This is a genomic window from Streptomyces sp. NPDC001020, from assembly GCF_053599115.1.
Genome location: NZ_JBSFLQ010000026.1, coordinates 35,561 through 61,957, shown reverse-complemented (window position 1 = coordinate 61,957; position 26,397 = coordinate 35,561). Strand labels below are relative to the sequence as shown.

Sequence of the window (26,397 nt, the reverse complement as noted above, 5' to 3'; positions counted from 1 at the left end):
CGTCAATTGTCCCCGGTCGGCATCTCGTCTCCGGTCAGCATCGGCAGCAGCAGCGCCGCGGACCAGCTGAAGTGGGGCGAGTTGAGCGGCGCCCCGGTGACCGGGTCGTAGTTCTCCATGATCCGACCGTTGCCCGTGAGCCCGGACGCGTGCGCGAGGAGCCGGTCGGTGAGGGCATCGGCGTCCTTGCCGTAGCCGTAGCGGCGCAGGCCTCCGAGTGCGAAGTACGCCTGGTCGAGCCAGACGGGGCCGCGCCAGTAGGCGGTCGGCGAGAAGTACGGGGAGCTCTTCGCGACCGTGGGGAATGGCACCCGGGTCGCGAACTCCGCGGCGTCCGTCAGCCGGTCGCGCACCGTCCCGGCCTGCGCGGCGGACGCCGTGCCGGTCCACAGCGGGACGGCGCCCTCGATGCCGCGCCCGCGCGCGGTGAGCGGCTTGCCGGTGCCGAGCGCGGTGTCGTGGAACCAGCCGTCGGCCGGGTCGTACATCGTCTTCCGTACGAGGGCGTGGGTGGCGGCGGACTTCTCCTTCCACCGCCGGGCGTCGCGCTCGTGCCCCACGACGGCCACGATGCGCGCCAAGTAGCCCTGGTCCGCGGCGAGATACGCGTTCAGGTCGACGGACTCCTGGTTGAGGGAGTAGCCGAGGAGGGTGCCGTCCGGAGCCCGGTTGGCGACGACGGACGTGCCGAGCGCGGCGTCGTAGCGGGGCGCGTTGTCCATGCCGCTCTCCCAGGCCGCGGCCAGGCGCTGCTGTTCGGGCGAGTCGTTGGCGGGGTCGACGGTGGCGCCGTACTCGGCGAGGCCGTTGTGGTCGTGGTCCCGGTTGCGGTACCACCAGTCCTGGTAGGCGGCGAGTTTCGGGTACATCTCGCGCAGGAACGCCGTGTCGCCGCTCCTGCGGTAGACCTCCCACACGGCCCAGGCGGCGAGCGGGGGCTTGGAGTTGCGCTCGTTCCAGTTGCCGCCGCCGCGCGAGGGGTCGTTGTAGAAGATGACGTCCGGGATCATTCCGGCGTCCTGCGGCCGGGTCGGGGAGTCCGGCCGGATCTGCCAGTCGAACATGGAGCGGATCTGGGACTGGGCGAGCTGGGGGTCGAAGCGGGCGGTGCCGACTGCCTGCTTCCAGGTGTCCCAGGCCCAGATGCCGCCGGTGAACCACTTGTACGAGATCGATGGCGTGATGCCGTCGTGCTTGATCTCCCCTGCTGCGCTGCGCCAGTTGGTGACGAGTGTCTCCAGCGACTTCACGGCCGTGCGCCGCCGGTCCGACGGCACGCCGCGGGTCACGTCAAAGACATAGCCGCGCCAGCGCTCGTCAGCGGCGGCGGCCTCGGCCGAGGGGTCGGCGAGGACGTGTCGCGCCCTGTGTGCCTCGCGGGTGCGTTCGGCGGCGGTGAAGGTGTAGGACTCGGTCCAGTCGAAGCTGTGGGTGCGCCCGGGGGCGAGGGTCACCGGGGCCGTGGCTTCTGTCCGGTAGGTGTCGCCGTCGACGGTGGTGCGAACGGGTTCCTTGTGGGTGACCTCGAAGCGTTCGGTGCCGTCCGTGAGGTAGTCCCACACCTTGCGGACCTTCGCGAAGTCGACGCCGACGCCGGTGGGTGTGGCGGTGAGCGAGGGCGCGTCGTGCATCGGCGGGTCGGCGGGGCGCAGCAGGCTGCCGGTCCAGTCGGCGTGCAGGGTGCGCGTCGCGGTACCGGTGTTGCGTAACTCCGCTCGTACGAATGCGCTGCGACTGGTGGCGAACCGCAGTTCCAGTGTGAGGTTCAAGCCGCGTCCGAGGTCGTAGGACTGGCGCAGCAGCCCGGGCAGCGACGTGAACCGGGGCGTACCGCCCGCGGCCAGGTCCAGGGTGTGCCCGCCCTCACTGAGGCCCATGCGGCTGAAGGAGGTGCTGAGCCACCACGGGTATTCCTGGGCTATGTAGAGCGGCCCGCTGAAGCCTCCGTACGCGGCGCGCTCGCCGTTCTCGGGCAGGGCGTAGGCGTGCCAGGCGCCGCGGTCGGCGAAGACGGTGACGGGGTTGTTGTCTTCGTCGTTGCCGGGCAGGGCGGCGGTGGGGGTGCCGTGCAGATCGAGGACGTCCGCGTAGCGGGACGGCGGCTGCGGACGGTCCGCGGCGGAGGCGGCCTGCGGGGCGGCGAGTGCCCCCGCGGCGAGCAGGAGTGCCGTCAGGGCGTGCAGGGGCCGGTGTCTGGTCACTGGTCTGTCCCTCCAGGGGAGTCGGGGGCGACGTGGATGACCGCGGCGCCGAGGGGTGCGAGAGCTACGTGGCCGTGGACGGCCTGTCCGGTGAGCAGATCGGTGCCGCCGGCGGCGTACGCACCGGCCAGCGGGGTCTGTGCCGGCCGGTCGCCGTGGTTGAGGAGGAAGAGATAGGTGCCCTGCGCGCCGGCGCGGACCGTCACTTCGACGCCTTCGGGGGTGTCCAGGACGGGCTGTACGCCCGCTGCGGTCAGGGCCCGGTCGAGTATGTCGCCGATGTCTTCGCCGAGGTGGCAGCTCATGTACCAGGCGGTTCCGGAGCCGTACGGGTGCCGGGTGACGGCGGGCCGGCCGGCGAGCGGGCCCGAGGTGTACACGTCGGCGGTCTCGGCGCCCTCGGTCACGATCCACTCGGTCCACAGCGTGGCCTCGGCTCCGGAGGCCAGGGTGACCGTCTCCCCGTCGGGGACCGGCCAGAACTCGTCCACGGACAGGCCCAGTACGTCCCGCAGCGGGCCGGGTGCTCCCCCGTCGTGGATGTGGTCGTGTCCGTCGACGACGCCACTGAAGGGGCCGCACACGAGGTGGCCGCCGCCGCGCACGTAGTCGGCGATCCGGCGGGCGTGCTCCGGGCGCAGGAGGTGCAGGTTGGGCGCGAGGACGGCCCGGTAGCCGTCGAGGGCGGCGTGCGGTGGGACGAAGGTGATCGTGATGCCGCGGGTGTGGAGGGCCGTGTACCAGGGACGCAACAGGTCGGGCCAGCGCATCCGGGCCGAGGGGTGGTCGTCGGCCTCCAGGGCCCACCAGGAGTCCCAGTCCAGGACGATCGCGACATCGGCGGTGAGACGGCTGCCCGCGACGTCGCCGAGACGGGCGAGTTCGGCGCCGAAGCGCACCGTCTCGCGCCAGCCGCGCGAGACGGTGCCGCGATGCGGCAGCAGGGCGCTGTGGTACTTTTCCGCTCCGGCGCGGGAGGCCCGCCACTGGAAGTACATGATGCCGTCGGCGCCGCGGGCCAGGGCCTGGAGCGACCACAGGCGTTGCAGGCCCGGTTTTTTGGGGAGGTTCACGGGGCGCCAGCTGACCGCCGAGGGGGCCTGTTCGAGGAGCAGCCAGGGTGTACCGCCCTTGAGGGAGCGCATCAGGTCGTAGTTGAGGGACGCGGTGATGTGGGCGCGCGGGTCGGAGGGGTCCGGGTAGGCGTCGTCGGAGACGAAGTCCTCGTGCTGGGCCCACTTCCAGTAGTCGAGTGCCTTGAACATCGACATGAAGTTGGTCGTCGAGGGAGTGCCGGGGCTGAGTTCCGTCAGGATGTCGCGTTCGGCGCGGTGCAGGGCGAGGAGCGCGTCGGAGCAGAACCGCCGCCAGTCGAGGAGTTGGGTCGGGTTGACCGGTCCGGGCGCGGTGCGCGGCGGTTCGATCTCGTCGTACGTGGCGTAGCGCTGCGACCAGAAGGCCGTTCCCCAGGCGTGGTTGAGGGCGTCGATCGTGCCGTAGCGGTCGCTGAGCCAGGCCCTGAAGTGGGCGGCCGAGCGGGGGCAGAAGCATTCCGTGACGTGGTCGCCGTACTCGTTGTGGATGTGCCACAGGGCGAGCGCGGGATGGTTCGCGTACCGCTCGGCGAGGGCGCGCGTCAGGCGCAGTGCGGCGGCCCGGTACTGGGGTGAGGACGGACAGTAGTGCTGGCGCGAGCCGAATTCAAGGCGTACACCGTCCGCGGTGACGGGCAGGATCTCCGGGTGGGCGCGCACCAGCCACGCGGGCGGTGAGGCGGTGGCGGTGGCCAGGTCGACGGCGACGCCGTGGGCGTGCAGCAGGTCGAGGAGCCGGTCGAACCAGGCGAGGTCCCAGGTGTCCGGGCCGGGTTGGAGCCGGGCCCAGGAGAACACGCCGACGGTCACCATGGTGACCCCGGCCTCCCGCATCAGCTTGGCGTCCTCGGCCCAGACCTCCTCGGGCCACTGTTCGGGGTTGTAGTCGCCGCCGTACAGGAGGCCGGGGACTCGGGTGAGACGGGTCCGGCTCGGGCGGCTCATCCCTTCACCGCCCCGCCGAGCAGTCCGGCCACGAACTGCCGCTGGAAGAGCAGGAAGAGCGCCATGAGTGGCAGGGTCGCGAGCAGCGAGCCGAGCATCAGTCCTGAGTAGTCGACATGGGAGAGACCCGTGAGGGTGTTGAGTGCGACGGGCACGGTGTATTTGTCCTCGGTGTTGAGCATGAGCAGAGGCCAGATAAAGCTGTTCCACTGGCCCATGAAGGTGAAGATCACCAGGGCCCCCAGTTGGGGGCGTACGCACGGAAGCACGACCTGGTAGAAGGTGCGCAGATCCCCGGAGCCGTCGACGCGGGCCGATTCGAGGAGTTCGTCAGGGAAGTCGACGAAGCCCTGCCGCATCAGCAGGATGCCGAAGGAGTTCGCGAGGAACGGCAGGATCACGGCCTGGTAGGAGTCGATCCAGCCGACGCTCGCCATCATCTGGAACAGCGGCACCAGGAGCACCTGGAACGGGATCATCATCGTCGCGAGCACCGCGCCGAGCAGCAGACCGCGGCCGCGGAAGCGGTACTTGGCGAGCCCGTAGCCGCACATCGCGGAGATCAGCGAGCTGAGCGCGGTGTGCACGACGGCGATCCCGACGCTGTTGAGGAGCACGCGGCCGAATCCGATGGTGTCCTGGAGGCGCACGAGATTGTCGAGCAGCCGCCCGCCGGGCAGGAACGGCGGCGGCGAGCGGAACAGTTCCGGCGTGGAGTGCGTGGCGGCGATCGCCATCCACAGGAACGGCACCAGGCTGACCACGGCCCCGAGGGCGAGCAGCAGCCATACGAGGCAGCGGCCGGCGCGGCGGGCCGGGTGGACCGGTGCCGGGGCCGGGGAGAGGGCGGTCACCGGCGGCGCTCCCTTCCGAACGCGAGGTACTGGAGGGCGGAGATCGCGGCGATCAGCGCGACGACGACCCAGGCGATCGCGGCGGCGTAGCCGAAGTCGAACTGCTGGAAGCCGACCTTGTAGAGGTAGACGACGGGGGTGAGGGTCGCGTCGTCGGGGCCGCCACGGGTGAGGACGTAGTTCTCGTCGAAGAGCTGGAGGGTGCCGATGGTGGAGGTGATGACGCAGAAGAGGACCACGGGCCGCAGCTGCGGCAGGATCACGCGGAGGTAGGTGGTCAGGGTCCCGGCGCCGTCGATCGAGGCGGCCTCGTACTGTTCCTTGCCGATCGTCTGCAGTCCGGCGAGCAGGATGACGGCGTTGTATCCGGTCCAGCGCCAGGTGAGGGACACGATGAGCGAAATGCGGGCCCAGGTGGGGCTGTTGAGCCAGTCGATGGGGCCGACGCCGATCGCGCCGAGGATCTGGTTCACCAGGCCGCCGTCCGTCCTGAGCAGAACCTGGAAGACGACGGCGTACGCGACGAGGGTGGTGACGGCGGGCAGGAAGTAGACCGCGCGCCAGGTGCCGCGGAAGCGGAGCCATGACTGGTTGAGCAGCACGGCAAGGGCCAGTGCGAGGCCGATCATCACTGGGACCTGTACGGCGAGGATGACGCCGGTGTTGAACAGCGACTCCAGGAACGCCGGGTCGTCGATCATCCGCCGGTACTGGCCGAGCCCGACCCAGCGGGTGATGCCCGCGTCCTCGGAGGTGAAGCTCTGCAGCAGGCTCGCACCCAGCGGATAGGCGAAGAAGAGCCCGAAGAGGACGGCCGCGGGGCCTGCGAAGATCCAGGCAGCCAGGCGCGGGCGCCGTCGTCTGCCGCGTGCCACGGAGAGTTTGCGCACCGGGGCGAGAGGCCCGTCGAAGGCGGTAGGGGCGGCCATCGCGCTACTCCACCCTCTTACGGCCGGTGGCCCTGGCGAGTTGCTCGGCGGCCGAGGCCAGGGAGCGGCGCGGGTCCCGGCCGCGCAGCATCACGCCGTTGACGGCGGAGATCATGATGTCGGATGCCTTGGCGTCGTCCTTGTTGTTCTCGACCGGAGGGATGTTGCGGGCGAGGCGGGCGAAGACGCCGAGGGTACGCTGCCCGCCGAAGTAGTCCTGCCTCTCGTTCAGATAGGGGTCGTCGAGCGCGGGCAGATAGGCGGGGAAGAGACCTTCGCGTGTGAGCATGGAGATCTGGTTGTCCTTGCCGGTGAGCAGGAACTCGATGAAGGCCCAGGCCAGCCGCGGATTCTTGCTCTGCGCAGGTACACAGAGGGTGGATCCGCCGATGTTGGAGGTGCGGATGCCGTCGGTGGTGAAGCCGGGCAGCGGCACCACCCCGAACCTGCCCTTCAGCTCCGGCATTTCAGAGGTGAGGGTGCCCGTCCACCAGGCGGCGGTGGGCGTCGTGGCGGCCTTGCCCTCCTTGGTGCCGGTGACAAGTCCGTCCCAGCCCTTCTCGTAGGCCACCAGGCCCTCGTCGCTGAGGGTCTTCATCAAGGTCAGGGCCTTGACGGCCTCCGGGGTGTCGACGGCGACGCGGCCGCCCTTGAAGTAGGACTGGCCCTGCTGTTGCAGCAGCATCGGGAAGATCCCGGCGTCCTTGTCCGTGGAGTCCTGGATGAGCAGCTTGTGGCCGGTGGCCTTCTTGATGCGGATGCCGGCCTTGACGTAGTCGTCCCAGGTGAGCAGGGAGTGGGGATCAACACCCGCGGCGCGGAAGTGGTCGGTGCGGTAGTAGACAGCGCACGGGCCGATGTCCCAGGGCAGGGCGTACAGCTTGCTGCCGGGGCCGGTGACCGTGCGCCATGCCGCGCGCTCGAAGTCGCCGCCGTAGCGACCGCCGAGGCTCATCAGGTTGTAGAAGCCGGCCGGGAAGTTGCCTATGTAGCGCGGCATGTGGCTGCCCTCGACCGTGAGGACGTCCGCGAGGCCCGTGCCCCCGCGCAGGCCTACGGTGATCTTGTCGTAGGCGTTGTCGTAGCCGATGTCGACGACGTCGACAGTGGTGCCGGGGTGGCGCTGTTCGAAGTCGCCGGCGAGGCGCTTCATGGCTTTGGCTGCCACGTCCCACGACCAGACGGTGATCCTGCCGCTGACCTTTCCTCCTTTGTCGTCCCCTTTCCCTCCGATGTCGCGGGCCTGTCCGCCGCCGCCCGCGCCACCCATGGCACAGCCGCTGAGCAGGGCCGACGCCGTGGCCGCGAGGCCTGTGGCCAGAACGGCCCGCCGGGTGGGTCTCATTGACACTCTTGCCTCCTGGAGCCTGAATGCCTAATGCTGTATTCAGAACACTGAATGACGGAGTCCGTCGTCAAGAGGTGTACGTGCAAAGACTTTTGAGGCCGGCCGCCCCGGCCGGACCAAGCTGACCTTGCCTACGCGAAAGGCACGGCATGACGTCGTCCGAGAACTCTGTCCACCCCTACATCCCGAACTCCGTGCCGGCCGTGCGGCAGGCGATGCTCGACGAGATCGGCGCGGCGAGCGTCGAGGACTTCTACGCCGACATCCCGGACAGGATCCGGCTGCACCGCCCCCTCGACCTGCCGGCACCGCTGCGTTCGGAAGCCGAACTCACCCGGCACATGGAGGAACTGCTCGCCCGCAACACCTCAACGCGGCAGGTCCTCAGCTTCCTCGGCTCGGGCTGTTACCAGCACCATGTGCCCGCGGTCGTGGACGAGGTGGTCAACCGCAGCGAGTTCCTCACGGCGTACGCGGGCGAGCCCTACGAGGACCACGGCCGCTTCCAGGCGCTGTGGGAGTACCAGTCGATGATGGCCGAGCTCCTCGACGTCGAGGTCGTCAACGTCCCGGTGTACGACGGCTTCCAGGCCGCGGGAACCGCCCTGCGCATGGCGGGCCGCATCACCGGGCGCCGCCGAGTGCTCGTCGCCACCGCGATCGACACGGACAAGCTGTCACGCATACGGGACTACGTCCGCCCCGATCATGACGTCACCGTGGTCCCGGTCGACCCGGAGACGGGCTGCGCCGACCTCGATGCGCTGCACGAGGAGCTGGCCGCCAGTGACACCGCGGCCATCTACGCGGACGCCCCGTCGGCCCTCGGCATCGTCGACCCGTCACTGCCGCGGCTTGCGGAACTCGCGCACGATGCGGGCGCGTTGTACGTCGTCGGCTGCAATCCGCTCACCCTCGGCGTGCTCGCACCTCCCTCCGCGTACAGCGCGGACATCGCCTGCGGCGACATCCAGCCGCTCGGCATCCATCAGAGCTTCGGCGGCGGCAACGCCGGCTTCATCGCCACCCGCGACGAGGAGCGGCTGGTCGCCGAGTACCCCTCGCGCCTGTTCGGGCTCGCGCCCACCGCGGTCGAGGGCGAGTACGGCTTCGGCGACGTCGCATACGAGCGGACCTCCTTCGCCCTGCGCGAGGAGGGCAAGGAGTGGGTGGGCACGGCGGCCGCGCTGCACGGCATCGGCGCCGGTGTCTATCTCGCCCTGATGGGACCGCAGGGCATGCGCGAGATCGGCGACACGATCCTCGCCCACACCGCGTACGCCCGGCAGCGCCTCGCCCAGGTGCCCGGCATCGAGGTCCCGTACGGCGACGCCCTGCACTTCGCCGACTTCACCGTGCGCTACACCGGCGGCAAAACCGCCGCCGAGATCCGCGCCGACCTCAAGGAGCACGGCATCTACGGCTCCGTGCCCACCGGCGAGCACGAGGCATCCTTCTGCGTCACCGAAGTCCACTCCAAGGCAGACATCGACCGGCTCGCCGCCACCCTCGAGGAGATCGTCAAGTGACCGCCCACCACGCACCCGCACCTGTCTCCCCCGAGGACGCGCGGATCGCGCCCAAGCCGCGCCTGCGCCGCTTCCAGCAGGCATCCTGGGACGAGAAGCTGATCTTCGAGCTCGGTTCGCCGGGCGAACGCGGCGTGCTTGTCCCGGCGCCGGACCCCTCCATCGCCCCGGTGGAGATTCCCCCGACGCTGCGCCGCGCCGAGCCGCCCGCCCTGCCCGAGATGTCACAGCAGCAGGTCCTGCGTCACTACTTGCGTCTGTCGCAGGAGAACCTGGGCGCCGACCTCAACATCGACGTCGGCCAGGGCACCTGCACCATGAAGTACAGCCCCAAGGTCAACGACCAGTTCGTCCGTGACCCGCGCATCGCGGCGCTGCATCCGCTCCAGGACGAGGACACCGTCCAGGGCGTCCTCGGCATCATTCACAGCCTGGAACTGTTCCTCAAGGAGATCTCCGGCATGGACCGGGTCTCCCTCCAGCCGGGGGCCGGCTCTGCCGCGATCTACACGAACGTGGCCATGATCCGGGCGTACTTCGCTGCGCGCGGCGAGCTGGAGCAGCGTGACGAAGTCATCACGACGATCTTCTCCCACCCGTCGAACGCGGCCTGCGCGAAGACGGCCGGATTCAAGGTCATCACCCTCCACCCGGACGCGGACGGCTACCCGGACATCGAGGCGCTCAAGGCCGCGGTCGGACCGCGCACGGCCGCGCTGCTGATCACCAACCCCGAGGACACGGGCATCTACAACCCGCGCATCGAGGAATTCGTACGGATCGTGCACGAGGCGGGAGGCCTGTGCTCGTACGACCAGGCCAACGCGAACGGCATCCTCGGCATCACGCGCGCCCGCGAGGCCGGGTTCGACCTGTGCCACTTCAATCTGCACAAGACGTTCTCGACGCCGCACGCCTGCGGTGGGCCGGCGGCCGGAGCGTGCGCGGTGACGGAGGAGCTGGCGCCGTATCTGCCGCGCCCCACCGTCGAGTTCGATGGCGAGCGCTACCGTCTGGACGACGACCGGCCCGAGTCTGTCGGAAAGATGCGGCCGTTCTACGGGGTGGTACCGAACCTCGTGCGCGCGTACGCGTGGATCATGTCGCTCGGCGCGGAGGGGCTCCGCTCCGCCGCGGAGACAGCGGTCCTCAACAACAACTACCTGCTCCACAAGGTCCGGCAGATCCCGGGAGTCTCGGTGCCGTACGCCCAGGGGCGGCCGCGCGTCGAACAGGTCCGCTACAGCTGGCAGAAGCTGCACGAGGACACCGGGCTGCACTCCGAGGACCTCGGGCTGCGCGCCGCGGACTTCGGCACGCACTACTGGACGAGCCACCACCCGTACCTCGTCCCCGAGCCGATGACGCTCGAACCGACCGAGTCGTACACGCGCGCCGACCTCGACGAGTACGCGGCGATCCTCGCCGAGATCGCCCGCGAGGCGTACGAGTCCCCGGACACGGTCCGCACGGCCCCGCACCGTTCGACCATCCACCGGGTCCGCCCGGAGAGCCTGGACGACCCGGCCACATGGGCCGTCTCCTGGCGCGCCTACCGCCGCAAGATCCTTGGTGAGGCGGCCCGTTGACCAGGATCGGCCTGGTGGTCAACCCGGTCGCCGGCCTCGGCGGCCGGGTGGGCCTGGGCGGCACCGACGGCCGGGAGCGCCGCCACCGTGCCCTCGCCCTGGGCGCGATGCCCCTGGCGGGAGAACGGGCGGCTGCGGCACTGCGTGAACTGCGTGAACCGCGTGCAGGATCGGGCGCCGCTGTCGGTGCGCTGGGTGGCGCGGTCGTGGGGCCGGGCGGTGGGTGCCCCGGCGCAGAACCGGAAGTCGTCACCGCCGCCGGTGCCATGGGGGCCGACTCCGTCGCCATGGCCGGGCTGACGGCGAGGGTCGTGTACGCCCCGGAGGTCGCGGACGAGACCTCCGCCGAGGACACGGTCGCCGCCGTGTGCGCCGTCGTCGCCGAGGGAGTCGACCTGCTGCTCTTCGCCGGTGGCGACGGCACCACCCGGGATGTGCTCGCCGCGCTCGACGGGGTGCACTGCCCGGTGCTCGGGGTGCCGACCGGCGTCAAGATGCACTCGGCCGTGTTCGGCGTCAGCCCGCGCGCGGCGGGCGAGGTCGCCGCCGCGTGGCTCGCCCGCTCCGGCTCCGTACGCCTGCGCGACGCCGAAGTGATGGACCGCGACGAGGACGAACTGCGCGCAGGACGCGTCACCTCCCGCCTCTACGGTTGGCTCCGCGTCCCCGACGTGCCCGTGCGTGTCCAGCAGCGCAAGACCGGCAGCACGGCCGGTGCTCCGGAGGCGGTCGGCGGCATCGCCGCCGAGGTCGCCGAGCGTGTCGGCGACGGACTGCTGGCGCTCGGCCCGGGCAGCACCACCCGCGCCGTAGCAGCCGCGCTGGGTGCCGATGTCTCCCTCACCGGCGTCGACGTGCTCGCGCTGCGGCCCGGTCACCCCGCGGGGGTCGTTCTACGCGACGCCGGAGAGGACGCCCTCCTCGCGGCGGGACCGTGCTGGATCGCCCTCTCCCCCATCGGCGGCCAGGGCTTTCTCCTCGGCCGCGGCAACCAGCAGATCTCGCCGCGTGTCCTGCGCGCGGCGGGCGGCCGGGAGCGGCTGCTCGTGCTGTGCACCGAACAGAAGCTGGCGTCTCTGGGCGGCCGCCCCCTCCTCCTCGACACGGGCGACGAGGCGCTGGATGCCGAACTGGCGGGCCATCTGCCCGTCATCACCGGCCGGCGCCGCACGTCGCTGTACCGCCTGACCACCTGACCGGTCGACCACTTGAAACCGCGCCCCCTACCCTGTAAAGGAAGCCTCATGATCACTCTCGACGGCAAGCGTGCCATCGTCACCGGCGGAGCCACCGGCATCGGCCGGGCAACCGCTCATGTCCTCGCCGAACTCGGCGCCCGCGTCGTCATCGCCGACATCGACACGGACGGAGGCGAGCAGACCGCCAAGGACACCGGCGGCGTCTTCGTCCGCTGCGACGTCTCGCGACGCGAGGACTGCCAGGCCGTGGCCGCCGCCGCGCAGGAACGCTTCGGCGGCGTCGACGTGCTGTTCAACAACGCCGGCATCATCCGCCGCTCCACCGTCTGCGAAATCAACGAGGACGACTGGGACCTGGTGATGGCCGTGAACGTCCGCTCCATCATGCTGATGAGCCGCCTGGTGATACCCGGCATGGCCGCACAGGGCGGCGGCTCGATCATCAACACCGGGTCGGGATGGGGCATCTCGGGCGGCGGCCGCGCCGTCTCGTACTGTGCCTCCAAAGGCGCCGTTGTCAATATGACCCGCGCCATGGCCATCGACCACGGGCCCGACAACATCCGCGTCAACTGCGTCTGCCCCGGCGACACGGCCACCGGCATGCTCGCCGAGGAGGCCCGGCAACTCGGCGAGAGTTCCGACGCGTTCTACGCCGACGCCGCCGAGAGGCCCCTCGGCCGGATCGGGCAACCGAGGGACATCGCACAGACCGTCGCGTTCCTTGCGTCCGACGCGTCGTCGTTCGTGAGCGGGGCGATCATCCCGGTCGACGGCGCCGGTACCGCGTGACTCGTCGGTAACGGATAATCGACCGGACGAAAGAGAAGGGCTGCCTCACATGCCAATCGAAAACCGCCCGCTGCGCGAACAGGTCAAGGAGGAACTGATCAAGCGACTCGGGCGCGGCACGATCGCGACCAACGAGCCGATCAACGAGGGGCAGCTCGCCACCGAACTCGGGGTCAGCCGCACCCCGCTGCGCGAAGCGTTGATCACGCTCGAGCGCGAGGGCGTCATCACCAGCGAGCGCGGCAAGGGCTTCCGGTTCACGCCGCTGAGCGCGCAGGAGTTCCGTGATCTGACCGCGATCGTGGCGGCGCTGGAGGCGCTGGCCCTGGAGTCCAGCGACCCGGAGCATCTACGGGCGACGGCTCCCCGTCTCCTCGAGGAGGCACGGGCCTTCTCCGCGCCGCAGGCGCCGCATGACGTCATAGAGCGTTACGACGACGCGTGGCACGACCTGCTCCTGTCGGGCTGCACCAACGACCGGCTGATGAAGCTGATCACCTCGATGAAGGTGACGATGCACCGCTACGAGCGGGTGGCCCTCGGCGACCAGGACATCCTGGAGCGCTCCGCCGTGGAGCACGAGCGGATCGCGGAGTGTCTGCAGCGCGGCGACATCGACGCGGCGGTGGCGGCGCTCAAGGAGAACTGGAACAGCGGGATGCACCGGATCCTGGAGCATCTCAAGGACTGAGGGCCACGCCGTCATGGTCCGCTCATCGGCCTCGACGGCCTGCTCAGCCCGCACACCGGTCGGCGACGGGATCCGGCAGCAGGGACGGCGGGTCTCCCCGCTGGACGGTGGCGGTGGCGTGGCGTGACCGTGCGATGAACGGGGTCCCGGACGAGAGGGTCAGCAGCGGCCGGGCAGAACGGGGCCTGGGCAGGGCGAGTTTCAACCGAGTTGAAAAGGCTCGGTGTCAGCCGTGTCCGGACCGCCCCCGGTGCACCACCTCCCGCGAGAGAGCCCGGAACGTGGGCTTTCCCCCACGAGAACTACGCGACCTGCAAGTCCGTGTCCGCAACGAGCAGCAGACACCCGAGTGGAAGACCCACTACGCGGTCCGCTCCGGAGTGGAGGGCACCATCAAGACAGCGGCTAATGGCTCAGTTTGGGGTAGTAGGTCAGCTGGTACGGCGACAGCTGTGACACGTGGCCGCAGCCTGGAGGGGATCGAGGCGGCCCTGCGCCGGGGTACCTTCCGCGCGATGCGCTGAGCGGCACGGTGATGAACCACTTTGAAAAGGAAGCCAGTTCATGAACCACACCACCCCACCCGCCCCGCCCACCCCGCGGCACCCGGGCCCCGCCGCGACCCCACGCCGGAGGCCGATCACATGCTGACCGAGCCCGTGCCCGTACTGGAGATCGGTGGCACCCACGTCGCCGCCGCCCTCGTGGACCTGACCGCCGGACGGACCGTGGGGGACGTGGTGCGCCACCCGCTGCCCGCGTAAGGCACGGCAGAGGAGATCCTCGACGGCATCGCCGTCACCGCCGCGCGGATCAGCGCCCCGGCGAACGCCACCTGGGGGATGGCCTTGCCCGGCCCCTTCGACTACGAGTCCGGCCTCGCGCTCTTCCGCGATGTCGGCAAGTTCGACGCCCTGTACGGGGTGAACGTGCGCACAGAGCTCTCGCGGCGGATGCGCCCGGCACCCGGCGCGCTGCGGTTCCTCAACGACGCCGACGCCTTCGGCATTGGGGAGTTCGTCGCGGGGGCGACCGCCGGCCATGAGCGCGCCGTCTGCGTCACGTTGGGCAGCGGCGTCGGCTCCGCCTTCCTCGACCATGGCGAGCCCGTCAACGACGGGCCGGACGTGCCGCCGGACGGCAGCGCCCACCTGCTGTCGTACGAGGGGCGGCCTCTGGAGGAGACGGTGTCGCGGCGCCGATGCTCCCATCTGGGCGAATGACTGTATGGGCGGGCAAGGAAACCCCGTCTCCGACGGACCGTTCGGCTTCTACCCGAACGACCCGAACAACTTCACCGTCCGCATCGAAAGCGGCGCCGACGGACGGCCATCCCAGGCCGACAACGGCAGGGGGCGTGGTCTGGCCCGGGAATTCGCTCTGCCCTGGCCGGACGGCTGGGAAACACTGCCGACCAGCGCTGACGTGAAAGCCGCCCTCGATTTCGCACCAGTCGGCCCCAACCCCAAACCGGAAGACCGATACGACACCGTCGCCTTCAGCGTCAACTCGGACGGTTTCCGCGGTCGACTCGAAGGCTGGTTCCCAGCGAGGCGTCCATGGACGCACAATCAGGTTCACCTGTGGGTAGGCGGAGACATGCAACCCATGAGCTCCCCCAACGACCCGGTGTTCTTCCTGCACCACTGCAACGTGGACCGGATCTGGGAAAGCTGGATGCAACGCTACGACCGGATCTACACGCCGGGCATGACATTCCCGGCGAATCCATACGGCGGTGAACGGATCGGCGACACCCTCGCCATCCCCGCAAGTTACCCCTACACGCCGAGAAGCATGTTGGACGTGAGCAAGGCCTACACCTACGACCAACTGCCCTGAAACCAGCGCCACAACCGCCGCCGCCCTCCGCATCGAGACGTGGGCGGCGGGCGCGGATTCTCCGCCGCCGCACAACTGGTGACCACCGCGCGAAGGCGGCATCTGAGATTCACCCGCCACTGGCCCTGGAAACCCATGTGAGCCTTCGCCATAGTGTGCGCAGTCCCCGAGGTCCACGTATCTCGTCCCGAGCGTTGCCGAGGTTGTTCCGCGCCTGGCCTTCGCCGTGACGCTCGCCGAGCTCGCGGGTCGCGGTCACGGCGTGTTGGCGATGGCGAGGGCGTCGTGGAAGTGGCGGCGCTTGTGGAGATAAACGACCAGGTACTCGGCCAGGGGAGACGGCTGTTGGGGAGGCCGGCGGCATCGGCGATGGGAACGGCGCTGGTGAGGTTGGGGTGTTCGGCGTCCAACAAGACGTTCCTCGCCTTCAACTGGTTGGTTAGTCTGCGGGTATGGGGATCGTCAAGCGGCTGGCGCCGGATGAGATGGACTGGCTTATCGGCCTGAAACGTTCTGGGCTGCTGGAAGTGCACACCGGCCCTGAGGAAGTACTCGGACGCCGAACCACCCCTGGGGAAGAGGTGGCCGAGGGGACTTCTCGCCGCCGATTCAGGTAGGTGAATCGGTTCATGTGGTCGGCGCGGGACGGCCTCTTTGCAGGACACGCAATGGTCCTTTCTGTCCTTGCGGCGGTCTCCGTGTTGGTCGTGCTCCATCTCCTGGCCGTGCACCGAACCGCTGGGCCCTCCCTCGTGGGAGCGGTCATCGTCACGCTGGCCGCCGCCGGAGTCGCCGCTGCCCGCGGTGAGCCGCTGCATTATGTGGCAGGGGTCGTGCTGATGGCCGGCGGCGGGGTGGCGATCGCCTGGGCGACGGGCCGGTCACTCCGACACAGGTTGGCCCATCGGTCTGCGCTGGCCGACTACGAGGCCGGCACTGTGGCAGTCCCCCTGTTCGCGGCGCTCGCCGAACGGGACCGGCTGGCGGCAGAGCTGCACGATGTGGCCGCGCACCGGCTGACTGGGGTCGTGGTGTCCGCGGGCGCTGCGCTCCGGCTCGCCAACCAGGAACAGACCGGTGCTGCGCTGCAGCACGCCGGCGAGGCGGGCCGGCAGGCCGTTCGCGAGCTGGAGCGTCTCACCAAGCTGGGCGAGTGCGCGGCCCTCGCCACCTTCGCCGATATCGACGCGCTGGCTGCCGCGCACGCAGTGGACTACCGGCGCACGGTGGACATGGCGCCGGCGAGCAGTACGGATGCGGCATACCGGGTTGTCCGAGAGGCGTTGACCAACGCAGCCCGGTACGCAGGGGGCGCGGTGGTGCGTGTCCGGGTCGAGGGGGCCTTTGACCGGGACGAGCCCGCGGGCGGCAGCAGGGCGGCCCATGGCGATCCCCTGCTCATCGTCACCATCACGGACGACGGCGGTACGGCTGTCGAGCCGGGCCTCGGGACCGGTCGCGGCCTCGCGGGGCTAGCGGCCACGGTCACCGCGGCGGGCGGGACGCTCTCTGCTGGACCGGTAGGGCAGGACAGCCAAGGCGGTGCCGGCTGGAGCGTTCGGGCTCAACTGCCCGCGGCGGCAGCACCTCACATCCGCCGGTGGCCCCGCTGGCGCGGGATGATTGCGCTCGACTATGCGCTGGTGGTCCTGGCGATCGCGCTCTCGCTCGGTGCGAGCCTGCTGTCAGCCGATGTACCGGATTCCTTCGGCGGCGTGCTCCCTGCGGTGCCGACGGTCGTGCTGTCGGGCCTGCACGCCGTGCCGCTGGGCTGGCGCTCGCGTGCACCCGGACGCGCGCTCGTGGCGGTGCTGCTAGCCCTGGTGCTGTGGCAGGCCTGCGATCGGGCCGACTGGACACAGCCGCCGGTGAGCGACATCTTCCTGGTGTACGGATGGGTCGAGCTGACGCTCGTGTACAGCGCCGGGGTGTATCTGACGCTCCGGCGGGGCCTGTTCGCGCCGCTCGGCGTCGCCGCCGTAGGTGGCCTCGCACTGGCGAGCGGCAGGGGTATCACCGGCAGCCGTGTGGCGGCCTGGGTCGTGCTGACGTGCATGCTGGCCCTCCCGGCCTTCGCCGTCTGGTCGTGGGGGCGCCGGACCGCCCGGCGTCGTGACCGGCTGCGGGCTGCCGACGCCCGGCGGCGGGTACTGCTCGATGGGGACGCCGACGCCGCGGTGCACGAGCAGCGTGTGCGGTTCGCCACCGGGCTGCGGGGCACGGCGCTCCGGCACGCGCAGGCGGTGGTCGCTGCAGCCGAGGCGGGGAACCTGCGGACCGTACGGGAGGAAGCCCGTGCTGGTCTCACCGCTCTGCGGGGGCTGCTGTCCGGGCTACGCGGACGGGACAACAACGACGTGAGTGACGGGAGGGACTGGGAAGACGACCCGCCCCCTACTACTTCCGGGATCGCCGCACTGGCCAGGCGATACGGCGGCGCCGTCCACTACATCGGCCCGCGCCGTCCGCTGCCCGCTGTCGTGGAGGTCTTCGCGTACCGGATCGCCTCCACGCTCATGGCCGTGGGCGTTGCTCTCACCGTGCGCAGAGTCCACGACGGGGTAGAGGTCTCCGGTCCAGCACCCGCCGTTCCGGGGGTGGAGCGGCAGCTGCGCGCAATTGCGGACGCCGCTGGCGGTACCCTCTCGACGACCGACCGCGGTGCGGTACGAGTGTGGCTGCCGGAGGTCTTCCCATGGCGATCAGAGTGACCGTCGCGGACGATCAGGCCGTCGTACGGGCCGGGATCGCGGCGATTCTCGGCGCAGAACCCGACCTGTGCGTCGTCGGGCAGGCCGCAGACGGCGAGACGGCGGTCGAACTCGCTCTGTCGTCGCGGCCAGACGTCGCGCTGATGGACATCCGGATGCCGGGAATCGGCGGCCTCGCGGCGACCGCAAGGATCACCGAACGAAACCCCGCAACCCGCGTACTGGTGCTCACCACCTTCGATCTCGACGAGTATCTGTTCGCCGCGCTGCGCGCCGGGGCCGCCGGCTTCCTGCTCAAGGACGCCGAACCGGAGCGGGTAATCGACGCGGTGCGGGTGATCTACGGGGGAGCCGCGCTGCTCGATCCTGTGGTGACCCGCAGACTGATCGACCGGTTCGCCGACGCGCCCGGCCCACTCGACACCGCACGGCTCGACCGGCTCACTCCGCGCGAGACCGAGGTCCTCCGGCAGGTCGCACGCGGGCTGTCCAATGCGGAAATCGCGGCAGTGCTGGGTGTGAGCCCGCCCACCGTGAAGGACCACGTCTCCGTCCTCCTCGGCAAGCTCGGCGTACGCGACCGGGTGCAGGCGACGATCGCCGCATATGAGACGGGTCTGATCCGCCCCGGCAGCCGCTGACACCCCCGCCGCGAGGCGGGGGTGTCACCCCGCCGTAGGGCGGTCGGCGCATGCTGCCAGACCGTCCCGGAGCTGGATGGATTGCCCGCGCCGTCTCCCTAGCCTCGAACGCATGTCACACACACTTCCCCGCCGTCTCACTGGCGGCGCCCTTCTGCTCCTGGCGATACCACTGACCCCTTTCGTCGCAACGGCCGGTTTCCTCGCCACAGCGTTCGTCACCACGAGCGTGCCAGCCCTGGCCCTCGCCGCTCTCGCCTTCAGCGCGCTGGCAAGCGGGCTGCTGGGCCGCGCGGCGTTCGCCCTGCTCGGCCTCGAACGCCGCCCGGGCCTGCGGGCAGCCGCATTCCTCTCGGTCGGCCTGACCGTGGCCGTCGCTGTCCTCGCCAGTGTCACCATTTTCCGTCCGATGCCCACCACCACGGCAGCCCCCGCCCTACCTGGCGTCAAATTCTGGAATCTGCCGACTGGATCGCGCATCGCCTATGTCCACGCCTCCGCCGCCGGTAAGGCCAGGCCGACACCGGTGATCTTCCTGCATGGAGGGCCGGGCACGCCCGGCGAGGGCATGCCCACCGGCGGTCGTGAACTCGCGTCGGACGGCTTCGACGTCTACTCCTACGACCAGCTCGGCGCCGGCCGGTCCACCAGACTGCGGGACATCACCGGGTACACCGTCGCCCGCCAGGTCGCCGATCTCGAAGCGATCCGGCGCACGCTCGGCGCTGACCGGATCATCCTCGTCGGCCAGTCATGGGGAGGGTCACTTGCCGCCCAGTACCTGGCGGCCCACAGCAAGCACGTGGCCAAAGCAGTGTTCACCTCGCCAGGCGCACTGTGGGGCCACGAATACCCCGGCTCCACAGCCGGGGAACCCTGGAACCGGCTCGCCCCCGCCCAAAAGGCACGGCTCGACCGGCTGAACAGCAACCCCCGGCTGCTCGCGGCGAGCCTGCTGCTTCAGATCAACCCCGGCGCCGCGCACGCGCTGGTCGGCGACCGCGAGGTCGACCACTGGCTGCACGAAGTCGCCCTGCAGGGAAAGGACAGCACCTCATGCAAGGGCGCGCTGCCCACCAGGGCGCACAACAATCCCCAGGGCTTCTACAGCAACCAGATGACCCGCAAGGACTTTGAACAGCTCCCCGACCCTCGACCGATTCTGCGCACCGCGCACGTCCCCTCTCTGATCATGCGAGGGGAATGCGACTTCATCAAACCCGTCGTGACCGCTGAGTACCAGCGCACCCTCCCGGACTCAAAGTTCGTGACCGTCAAGGGAGCCGGTCACTCCATCTCACGCGGGCAGCCACGCCTCTACACCGCGTTGCTGCGAGCCTTCCTCCTGGGTAAACCGCTGCCCGAACCCGGAAGGTTCAACTGACCAGAGCGTTGAACCAGTCCGGGTGACGTGGTCAATCGGGCCGGGCGTACAACCCCAGGAGTATGACCACAGCATGACGACCGGGCGGGCTCGGGCCCGTACTCTCCCCGTATGCACTCCGAACCGCGTCCGCCGCTGGCCAAGAGGCTACGTCCGGCACACTGGGGCGCGGTGGACTGCCTGACGGGATTCCTCCTTGCCGCGCTCGCGATCTCGGCCCTTCCGCACCTGTATCACAGCTACGACCCGCACCACCGCGGCTATCCGCAGCCCTCGCGGGCCGCTCTCGCCGTGGCCGTCACCACCGCGTTGGCGGTCGGCGTCGCCGTGGCCGTGCGTTGCCCGTTCCCGCGAGCGGCCTGCGCGGCCGTCCTGGCCGCATGGATCGCGCTGCTGGCCGGGGCCGGTCGTTACTCACTGGCCACGCCGGTCGGCGCCGCAGTGGTCGTTGCGGGCGCGATGGTGATCTATCAGGTGGCGGCCGGGCAACCCCGCCGTACGGCACTCACCGTGCTCGGCCTGAGTCTGGCGGCAGCACTGCTCGGGGTGCCCTGGGGTTCGCCGGAACTCCAGGAAGGCGTCGTGCTCGCCGTCATCGTCGGACTCATCGCCTGGACGATCGGCCACCTGGTGGGCCGCAACCGGTCGTACGCCACCGAACTGCGTGAACATCAGGCCGCCGTGCTGCAGGGCGAACTGGCCGGGGAACGGCTGCGCATCGCCCGCGAACTGCACGACGTGATCGCGCACAGCATGAGCGTCGTCGGCGTACAGGCCGGTTACGGCCACTTCGTGATCGACCAGAACCCCGCACAGGCGCGCACAGCGCTCGCCACCATCCAGGAGGTGAGCCGGGACTCCCTCCGCGAGTTGCGCGGACTGCTTGGCGTACTCCGCGCGGGCGAGGCCGAAGGACTGCCGCCGGCCCCACGCCTGACCGACCTGGAGCCGCTGGTCACCCGGATCGAGGAAGCCGGAGTCGAGGTCTCGCTGTCGATCATCGGCGAACGCCGCGAACTGCCCCCGGGGATCGAGCTGTCGGCCTACCGCATCCTCCAGGAGGCACTCACCAACGTCGTGAAGCACGCCGGTCCGGCTGCCGTCCGCGTCGAGATCGCCTATGAGAACGACCAGCTCGGCATCGACGTAACCGACGACGGGCGGGGCGGCCCGGTCGGCGAGGGCGGCCACGGCCTGGCCGGGATGGCCGAGCGGGTCCGTCTGTACGGCGGCCGGTTCGAAGCCGGTCCACTGCCGGAGCGGGGATTCCGGGTCGTCGTCGCACTGCTGCTCGCAGGGGACCGCTCGTGACGATCCGCGTGGTGGTGGCCGACGACCAGGCACTGGTACGGGCGGGTTTCGCCGGGATCATCCGGGCGGCCGACGGCTTCAGCGTCGTGGGAGAGGCATCGAACGGCCAAGAGGCCGTCGCTGTCGCCCGCCGAGAACAACCGGACGTCGTGCTGATGGACATCCGGATGCCCGGCATGGACGGCATAGAGGCGACCAGGCTGGTCACCCGGTCCACGTCGGTGCGGGTGCTGATCCTCACCACGTTCGACACCGGCTCCTACGTCTACGGGGCACTCCGCGCCGGCGCCAGCGGCTTTCTGCTCAAGGACACGCTTCCGCTGGACATGCTCGCCGGAATTCAGGCGGTCGCCCGGGGAGACGCCCTCCTGGCTCCCAGCGTCACCCGCCGGCTCATCGAGGACTTCACCTCCCGTCCCGTTCCCGGCGCACCTCCCGAGCCGCCCCCGCCCCTCGGCATCACCCACCGCGAACGCGAGGTGCTCACCCTGGTCGCAACGGGCCTCACCAATGCAGAGATCTCCGACCGCCTGCACATCACCGAGGGCACCACCAAGACCCATGTCAGCCGACTGCTCAGCAAGCTCGGCGCCCGCGACCGGGTCCGTCTGGTCATCATCGCCTACCAGCACGGACTCCCTCCCGGCCCGCTGTGAACGGCTGGGCCGGGCCGGGCGATCGATGGCAGACGGTTGACCGAGAGCGCGACCTGGCGGCGGGTGTCGGTGGAGGTGAAGGCGACCGTGAGACAGCCGGGGATTCCGCCTCCGTGGCCGTGTATCCGTACGCCGCAGCTCAGTGCGGTCTCGGCACCTTTCGGGACCCCGCGCCCCCATCGACGGCCGTTGATCCGTACGCAGAAAAGTCGCGCGGCGATCGTCCGCCCCTCCAGGGTCGCTGCGCTGCGCCCGGCGGGCTCTGACCGCGAGCCTATGACCACGGTCGTATCCGCACTCCAAGCGTCGGACCGTGGTCAGACGCGCCCGCGCCCACACCCCGGGCACGGTGGAACCACGCCACGCCGAACCCCTGGAGGATCAACGAACATGACGACACATCACCGACGGAACACGCTGTCCCGAGCGCTGACCCTGCCCGCCGCACTGATCACCGCCGGCGCTCTGGTCGCCGGCACAGCCACCGCAGCCGCCCCCAACGCCGCGCCCGCCACCGCCACCATGGCCAGGGCCACCGCTGCCGCAACGACCAGGCAACTGCGTCTGACCCTGCCCGCACCCACCGGACGGCACCGCATCGGTACCACCACCATGCACCTGGTCGACAGCGGCCGCCCCGACCCCTGGGCACCCACCCCCCGCTCCCGGGAACTGAAGATCCAGCTCTGGTATCCCGCCACCACTACCGTCGGCCACCCGGCAGCCCGCTGGATGAGCAGCGCCGAGCAGGCACACCTGGAGTCCGACTACTTCAACATCCCGACCGGCCGCCTCAGCTGGCCGCTCACCCACGGCCACGAAGACGCTCCCGCCGACCGCGCCACCCGCCACCCGGTCATCCTGTATTCGCATGGCTCACGCGGCGACCGTACGTTCGACACCGCCCTGGTTGAGGAACTGGCCGGCCACGGGTACATCGTCGTCACCATCGACCACACCTTCGACGCCGGGGAGGTCGAGTTCCCCGACGGACGCGTCGAGATCCGCAATACCGCGGCCGTGCACGCGATGAGCGACGCGGGCGTCGTCGCCGTCCGTGCCACCGACACCCGCTTCGTCCTGGACCGGCTGGCTGCCCTCGCCGCCGGCGCCAACCCCGACGCCGAACACCGGCCCGTGCCACGCGGTCTGGGCGCTGCCCTCGACCTGACCTCGGTCGGCATGTTCGGCCACTCCATGGGCGGCGCCACCACCTTGCAGACCATGCATGACGATTCCCGCGTCCGGGCCGGCGCCAGCCTCGACGGCCCTGTCTTCGGCACGGTGGCCACCGACGGCCTGGCCCAGCCACTCCTGCTGATGAGCTCCGGCTGGGTCAACCCGACCCGCGACGCCATGTGGGACGCGCTGTGGCCCGAACTCACCGGCTGGCGCCAACGACTGCACCTCACAAACTCCGGACACCTGTCCTACACCGACTTCGAACTGCTCATCCCGCAGGCCCAACCCGTCATCGGCTGGCCCGCAGAGCAGCTCGACCACTTCCTCGGCTCCGGCGACGGCCCGCACGCCATCGCCGCCCAACGCGCCTACCTGCTCGCCTTCTTCGACCTGCGCCTACGCCACCACCACACCAACCTGTTCGACGGCCCGTCACCGCACTACCCGGAGATCATTTTTCCGCTCACCAGGTAAGAGCTTGCGGATCATCAACACGTCGTCTTGATCTTGCTGTTGGGTGGTTGGTTTGGGCGATGACCCGGGCCTGGAGAGTTGCGAGAGCGGTGGGTCGTCATCATCGACGCTCTGGCGTAATCCGACGATCCCGCACCACAAGGAAGGCGCCGATTGTCTCATCCGGCACATCGCCGTCGAGCCGGGCGAGCGGGCGCCGAACGGCGGCTGGGTGCAGCACCGGCACAGCGCCAGTCAGCGGATCGGGCGCGAAGCCGCCGGCGCGCAGCGCCCACCGCGGAGCATCCGCGATCCACTCGCCTGCGCTCTGACCGAGGACTTCGCCGATGCACCCCTCCACGACAACGGGTGGCTGTGGATCCTGGTGGGCCGACGCGCGCCTCCCCTACCGAAGGATGCGCTGGTTCATGCGCGTGTCAGACTACGGCGCGAGAGGGATCCCGGCTACCGCCCTGATCCCCCCGATCCGCAGGAGGTGGGGCACTGGGCCGACCTTCGGGCCAAGTCGACGTGAAAATGCGGCCGCGACGTCGGAGGTGAGCCTGCGGCCTTCGTCATAGTTGCCGGCCGGACCACGATCGACGTCCGGAGCATCAAGGAGTCGCGCTACCAGTACACGGGCCAGTACGACTGGGACACCGGCATCCCGGCGAACCTGTCAACCCCCAGCAAGAAGGCCGACTACGCCAAGGTCCGCAACTCGAGGCCGAGGTCTGGGACAAGGCGGGCAACCGCACGGTCCAGACCGTCAGCCGGGCGTACGCGCTGAAGTAACGCGGCCTGCCCACAAGTGGAGGCGCCGCACGGGAACCCCGTACGGCGCCTTTCGCGCCACCGGCACAAGCGGCCATTCCGCCGGCCCCGAGGACACGCTTGATGGAACGCGGACGGCAAGGAAGAGGGCGCGTCCGGGACCTTGTGCAAGTCCTCCGGCCGACCGGACCTCTTCACCCTCGCCGTCGCCCGGCGCCCCCGGTCCGCAATCAAGCAGTGCATGGCGACCCCTGGGGCAAATGCCGACAAAGGCGGCCGACGCGGTGCACCGCCACCCGAGGCGGGCGGCCGACTCCCCCGCACCAGCCGCAGCATGGCATGAAAGCGGACAGAGGCGACTGCTGCCTGAGCGCGACGGCTCAGGCGGCAGTGGCCGCACTCGCGTCCGGTGCCGCGTGGACCGTCCCCGCGTATCGCCGGGCGAAGCCCGTGTCGCCGTCAGCGGTGATGGTGATGTCGTACCGCCCGTCGTCCGTGGGCCACGTCAAGGTGACCTGCTCGCGCGGGCCGACCAGCTGAGTGCGCGCCGTACCGCCGAAGTCGTTCGGGGCGATCGTGAAGCACACGGAGGTCCCGCCGTCATTGCCCAGCCGCAACTCGACCGACGCGTTGTCCGGATCGCTGCTCTCCAGGACCGCCGCCACCCGAGGGACGCCGCTGTCGTCCTCGTCGACCCCCGCCACTGTCCCCGCGAAGCGGCAGACGAATCCGTCGGCGCCGTGGACGGTGAAGTCGTAGCGTCCGCCGGTGCGTATGGCGTCCCACACGTAGGCGGCGGTGCTGTGCTGTGCGACGGTGAACGGCGTTCCGGCGAACGGCCGGGCAATGTTCGGGAACACCGTGAAGTGGAAGGCCGCCGTTCCCTCGTTGGCGAGCGTGCAGGTGACCTTGCCGGTGGCGCGGTCCACGGCGACGTCGACCCAGGGGCGGTACGGCAGCGGCCGGTGCGGGCGCGTGCCACCCGGCTCCTGGGTGGCCATGACCTGTGCGCCCGGCGCCGGGAGCTCCACCGCCGGCAGCTCCATCGCCGCATCGGCTTGCTCCACCAGTTCGCGGGTGTCCGGCAGTACGGGGATCGAGAAGTCGGGCCGGGTGAAGTCGAAGCAGCTCGTGAGGTCACCGCACACGGCGCGGCGCCACTGCGAGATGTTGGGCTCCCGCACGCCGGTGACGAGCTCGAGGAAGCGCAGCACGGAGGTGTGGTCGAAGACCTGGGAGTTGACCCAGCCGCCACGCGACCACGGCGATATCACCCACAGCGGAACGCGGTTGCCCAGCCCGATCGGCTGCCCGTCCACGAACTCCTCAGGGGTCCTTGCGGGCGGGAACGGCGGCACCACGTGGTCGAAGTAGCCGTCGTTCTCGTCGTACATCACGAGGAACACCGTGTGCCGCCACACCTCCGGGTTCGCGAACAGCGACTGAAGAGCGGTGTTCACCCAATGCGCGCCATAGGCGGGGCTGGCGGTCGGATGCTCGCAGAACAGGTAGGGCGAGACCAGCCAGGACACCGTCGGCAAGGTGCCGTCCTTGCAGTGCGCGTCGAACGCCGACAGGTCCCACTTCGTCATCGCGTTGATGTAACGCGGGTCGTCCTTGTCGAAGGTGTGGAACTGGCCGAAGTACTCAAGGGCGTTGTCCTCGTAGTTGCCGTAGCGCTCGTCCAGACCAGGCGTGTGGTAGACGCGCCAGGTGACGTCGGCGGCCGACAAGCGCTCTGCGTAGGTGGTCCAGTCGCAGACCGGGCTTTCGGGCAGCGGGGTGTTGTCGATCCACGGGCCCGTCGTACCGTCGCGGCCCGGGCCGACCGTGCCGGTCCACAGGTAGAGGCGGTTGGGGCTGGTGGGCCCGGCCAGTGAGCAGAAGTACGCGTCACACAGCGTGAATGCGTCGGCCAGCGCGTACTGGTAGGGGATGTCGTCACGGGTGAGGTAGCCCATGCTCTGCTCGCCCTTGGCGGACGTCCAGCGGTTCATCGCGCCGTTGTTGATGGCCTCGTGACCGCTCTCCCAGTCGTGCGGCAGGCCGTCGGCGTTTTGCGCGTTGAACTTCGTGGAGTCCATACGGTAAGGCAGCAGATGACCGCCGTCGGGCCGGGCCAGGGCGGGCTGGCGAAAGACGCTGTCGCCGTTCGGGAACGTCAGGGCCTGGCGGTCGTCGAAGCCGCGCACGCCGTTCAGTGTGCCGAAATAGTGATCGAAGCTGCGGTTCTCCTGCATCAGGATCACGACGTGCCGGATGTCGTCCATGG

Annotated in this window: 21 protein-coding genes; 15 read left to right on the top strand and 6 right to left on the bottom strand. The window is 69.9% G+C overall.

The window, feature by feature from the left end; translation table 11 throughout:
• Positions 1–2 precede the first annotated feature (2 nt).
• From ACWDEX_RS24020 to ACWDEX_RS24000, 5 genes are read right to left on the bottom strand one after another with little or no spacing between them, the layout of a single operon-like run.
• The gene (locus ACWDEX_RS24020; RefSeq protein ID WP_450465909.1) at positions 3–2,201 is read right to left on the bottom strand and encodes an MGH1-like glycoside hydrolase domain-containing protein; all 2,199 of its coding nucleotides are present in this window, start codon (positions 2,199–2,201) and stop codon (positions 3–5) included.
• The gene (locus tag ACWDEX_RS24015) at positions 2,198–4,240 is read right to left on the bottom strand and encodes a beta-galactosidase (protein WP_450465907.1); all 2,043 of its coding nucleotides are present in this window, start codon (positions 4,238–4,240) and stop codon (positions 2,198–2,200) included. Before ACWDEX_RS24015 ends, ACWDEX_RS24020 begins: the two co-directional genes overlap by 4 nt.
• Entirely contained in the window at positions 4,237–5,094 is an 858-nt protein-coding gene (locus ACWDEX_RS24010; protein WP_450465905.1) for a carbohydrate ABC transporter permease, read from the bottom strand. The genes ACWDEX_RS24015 and ACWDEX_RS24010 overlap by 4 nt, the downstream gene beginning before the upstream one ends.
• Positions 5,091–6,023 (bottom strand): carbohydrate ABC transporter permease, encoded by a 933-nt coding sequence (locus ACWDEX_RS24005; protein WP_450465904.1) that lies wholly within the window; start codon positions 6,021–6,023, stop codon positions 5,091–5,093. The genes ACWDEX_RS24010 and ACWDEX_RS24005 overlap by 4 nt, the downstream gene beginning before the upstream one ends.
• Positions 6,024–6,027: 4 nt before the next feature.
• Positions 6,028–7,368 (bottom strand): ABC transporter substrate-binding protein, encoded by a 1,341-nt coding sequence (locus ACWDEX_RS24000; RefSeq protein WP_450465977.1) that lies wholly within the window; start codon positions 7,366–7,368, stop codon positions 6,028–6,030.
• Positions 7,369–7,520: 152 nt separating this feature from the next.
• Here ACWDEX_RS24000 and gcvPA point away from each other — a divergent pair, with 152 nt between their 5' ends.
• The 15 genes from gcvPA to ACWDEX_RS23925 all read left to right on the top strand — a co-directional run bounded on the left by gcvPA (position 7,521) and on the right by ACWDEX_RS23925 (position 23,886).
• Positions 7,521–8,900, top strand: coding sequence for an aminomethyl-transferring glycine dehydrogenase subunit GcvPA (gcvPA, locus tag ACWDEX_RS23995; RefSeq protein ID WP_450465902.1), 1,380 nt, complete (start codon positions 7,521–7,523; stop codon positions 8,898–8,900).
• Positions 8,897–10,489 carry an aminomethyl-transferring glycine dehydrogenase subunit GcvPB gene (gene gcvPB / locus ACWDEX_RS23990; RefSeq protein ID WP_450465900.1) on the top strand — a complete coding sequence of 531 codons (1,593 nt, stop codon included), beginning with the start codon at positions 8,897–8,899 and terminating at the stop codon, positions 10,487–10,489. The genes gcvPA and gcvPB overlap by 4 nt, the downstream gene beginning before the upstream one ends.
• Entirely contained in the window at positions 10,486–11,685 is a 1,200-nt protein-coding gene (locus tag ACWDEX_RS23985; protein ID WP_450465898.1) for an ATP-NAD kinase family protein, read from the top strand. Before gcvPB ends, ACWDEX_RS23985 begins: the two co-directional genes overlap by 4 nt.
• A gap of 48 nt (positions 11,686–11,733) precedes the next feature.
• Positions 11,734–12,480 carry an SDR family NAD(P)-dependent oxidoreductase gene (locus ACWDEX_RS23980; protein ID WP_450465897.1) on the top strand — a complete coding sequence of 249 codons (747 nt, stop codon included), beginning with the start codon at positions 11,734–11,736 and terminating at the stop codon, positions 12,478–12,480.
• A gap of 49 nt (positions 12,481–12,529) precedes the next feature.
• Positions 12,530–13,171: a GntR family transcriptional regulator gene (locus ACWDEX_RS23975; RefSeq protein ID WP_450465896.1), complete on the top strand. Its 642-nt coding sequence runs from the start codon at positions 12,530–12,532 to the stop codon at positions 13,169–13,171.
• A 134-nt stretch (positions 13,172–13,305) separates the two neighbouring features.
• Positions 13,306–13,695, top strand: a complete 390-nt coding sequence (locus tag ACWDEX_RS23970; protein ID WP_450465976.1) for a transposase — start codon at positions 13,306–13,308, stop codon at positions 13,693–13,695.
• A gap of 255 nt (positions 13,696–13,950) precedes the next feature.
• Positions 13,951–14,394 carry an ROK family protein gene (locus ACWDEX_RS23965; protein ID WP_450465975.1) on the top strand — a complete coding sequence of 148 codons (444 nt, stop codon included), beginning with the start codon at positions 13,951–13,953 and terminating at the stop codon, positions 14,392–14,394.
• Positions 14,395–14,398: 4 nt separating this feature from the next.
• Entirely contained in the window at positions 14,399–15,013 is a 615-nt protein-coding gene (locus ACWDEX_RS23960; protein ID WP_450465895.1) for a tyrosinase family protein, read from the top strand.
• 668 nt (positions 15,014–15,681) lie between these two features.
• Positions 15,682–17,724, top strand: coding sequence for a histidine kinase (locus ACWDEX_RS23955; RefSeq protein ID WP_450465894.1), 2,043 nt, complete (start codon positions 15,682–15,684; stop codon positions 17,722–17,724).
• Positions 17,709–18,365, top strand: a complete 657-nt coding sequence (locus ACWDEX_RS23950) for a response regulator (protein WP_450465893.1) — start codon at positions 17,709–17,711, stop codon at positions 18,363–18,365. Before ACWDEX_RS23955 ends, ACWDEX_RS23950 begins: the two co-directional genes overlap by 16 nt.
• A 112-nt stretch (positions 18,366–18,477) precedes the next feature.
• Complete coding sequence (locus tag ACWDEX_RS23945) at positions 18,478–19,749, top strand: alpha/beta fold hydrolase (RefSeq protein ID WP_450465892.1); 1,272 nt, start codon at positions 18,478–18,480, stop codon at positions 19,747–19,749.
• A 111-nt stretch (positions 19,750–19,860) separates the two neighbouring features.
• Positions 19,861–21,060 (top strand): sensor histidine kinase, encoded by a 1,200-nt coding sequence (locus ACWDEX_RS23940; protein ID WP_450465890.1) that lies wholly within the window; start codon positions 19,861–19,863, stop codon positions 21,058–21,060.
• A complete protein-coding gene (locus tag ACWDEX_RS23935; RefSeq protein ID WP_450465889.1) occupies positions 21,057–21,716 on the top strand; it encodes a response regulator in 660 nt (219 codons plus the stop codon). Before ACWDEX_RS23940 ends, ACWDEX_RS23935 begins: the two co-directional genes overlap by 4 nt.
• Positions 21,717–22,106: 390 nt before the next feature.
• Positions 22,107–23,372, top strand: coding sequence for an alpha/beta hydrolase family protein (locus ACWDEX_RS23930; protein WP_450465888.1), 1,266 nt, complete (start codon positions 22,107–22,109; stop codon positions 23,370–23,372).
• Positions 23,373–23,424: 52 nt separating this feature from the next.
• Complete coding sequence (locus tag ACWDEX_RS23925; RefSeq protein ID WP_450465886.1) at positions 23,425–23,886, top strand: hypothetical protein; 462 nt, start codon at positions 23,425–23,427, stop codon at positions 23,884–23,886.
• A gap of 619 nt (positions 23,887–24,505) precedes the next feature.
• Here the strand turns inward: ACWDEX_RS23925 and ACWDEX_RS23920 are convergent.
• The gene (locus ACWDEX_RS23920; protein ID WP_450465885.1) at positions 24,506–26,395 is read right to left on the bottom strand and encodes a phosphocholine-specific phospholipase C; all 1,890 of its coding nucleotides are present in this window, start codon (positions 26,393–26,395) and stop codon (positions 24,506–24,508) included.
• Between the last annotated feature and the right edge of the window lie 2 nt (positions 26,396–26,397).

Coding starts and splice junctions, on each gene's coding strand:
- ACWDEX_RS24015 (WP_450465907.1), bottom strand. CDS start 4,240: ATGAGCCGCCCGAGCCGGACCCGTCTCACCCGAGTCCCCGGCCTCCTG.
- ACWDEX_RS24005 (WP_450465904.1), bottom strand. CDS start 6,023: ATGGCCGCCCCTACCGCCTTCGACGGGCCTCTCGCCCCGGTGCGCAAA.
- ACWDEX_RS24000 (WP_450465977.1), bottom strand. CDS start 7,368: ATGAGACCCACCCGGCGGGCCGTTCTGGCCACAGGCCTCGCGGCCACG.
- gcvPA (WP_450465902.1), top strand. CDS start 7,521: ATGACGTCGTCCGAGAACTCTGTCCACCCCTACATCCCGAACTCCGTG.
- ACWDEX_RS23980 (WP_450465897.1), top strand. CDS start 11,734: ATGATCACTCTCGACGGCAAGCGTGCCATCGTCACCGGCGGAGCCACC.
- ACWDEX_RS23975 (WP_450465896.1), top strand. CDS start 12,530: ATGCCAATCGAAAACCGCCCGCTGCGCGAACAGGTCAAGGAGGAACTG.
- ACWDEX_RS23970 (WP_450465976.1), top strand. CDS start 13,306: ATGAACGGGGTCCCGGACGAGAGGGTCAGCAGCGGCCGGGCAGAACGG.
- ACWDEX_RS23960 (WP_450465895.1), top strand. CDS start 14,399: ATGGGCGGGCAAGGAAACCCCGTCTCCGACGGACCGTTCGGCTTCTAC.
- ACWDEX_RS23955 (WP_450465894.1), top strand. CDS start 15,682: ATGGTCCTTTCTGTCCTTGCGGCGGTCTCCGTGTTGGTCGTGCTCCAT.
- ACWDEX_RS23950 (WP_450465893.1), top strand. CDS start 17,709: ATGGCGATCAGAGTGACCGTCGCGGACGATCAGGCCGTCGTACGGGCC.
- ACWDEX_RS23945 (WP_450465892.1), top strand. CDS start 18,478: ATGTCACACACACTTCCCCGCCGTCTCACTGGCGGCGCCCTTCTGCTC.
- ACWDEX_RS23940 (WP_450465890.1), top strand. CDS start 19,861: ATGCACTCCGAACCGCGTCCGCCGCTGGCCAAGAGGCTACGTCCGGCA.
- ACWDEX_RS23930 (WP_450465888.1), top strand. CDS start 22,107: ATGACGACACATCACCGACGGAACACGCTGTCCCGAGCGCTGACCCTG.
- ACWDEX_RS23920 (WP_450465885.1), bottom strand. CDS start 26,395: ATGGACGACATCCGGCACGTCGTGATCCTGATGCAGGAGAACCGCAGC.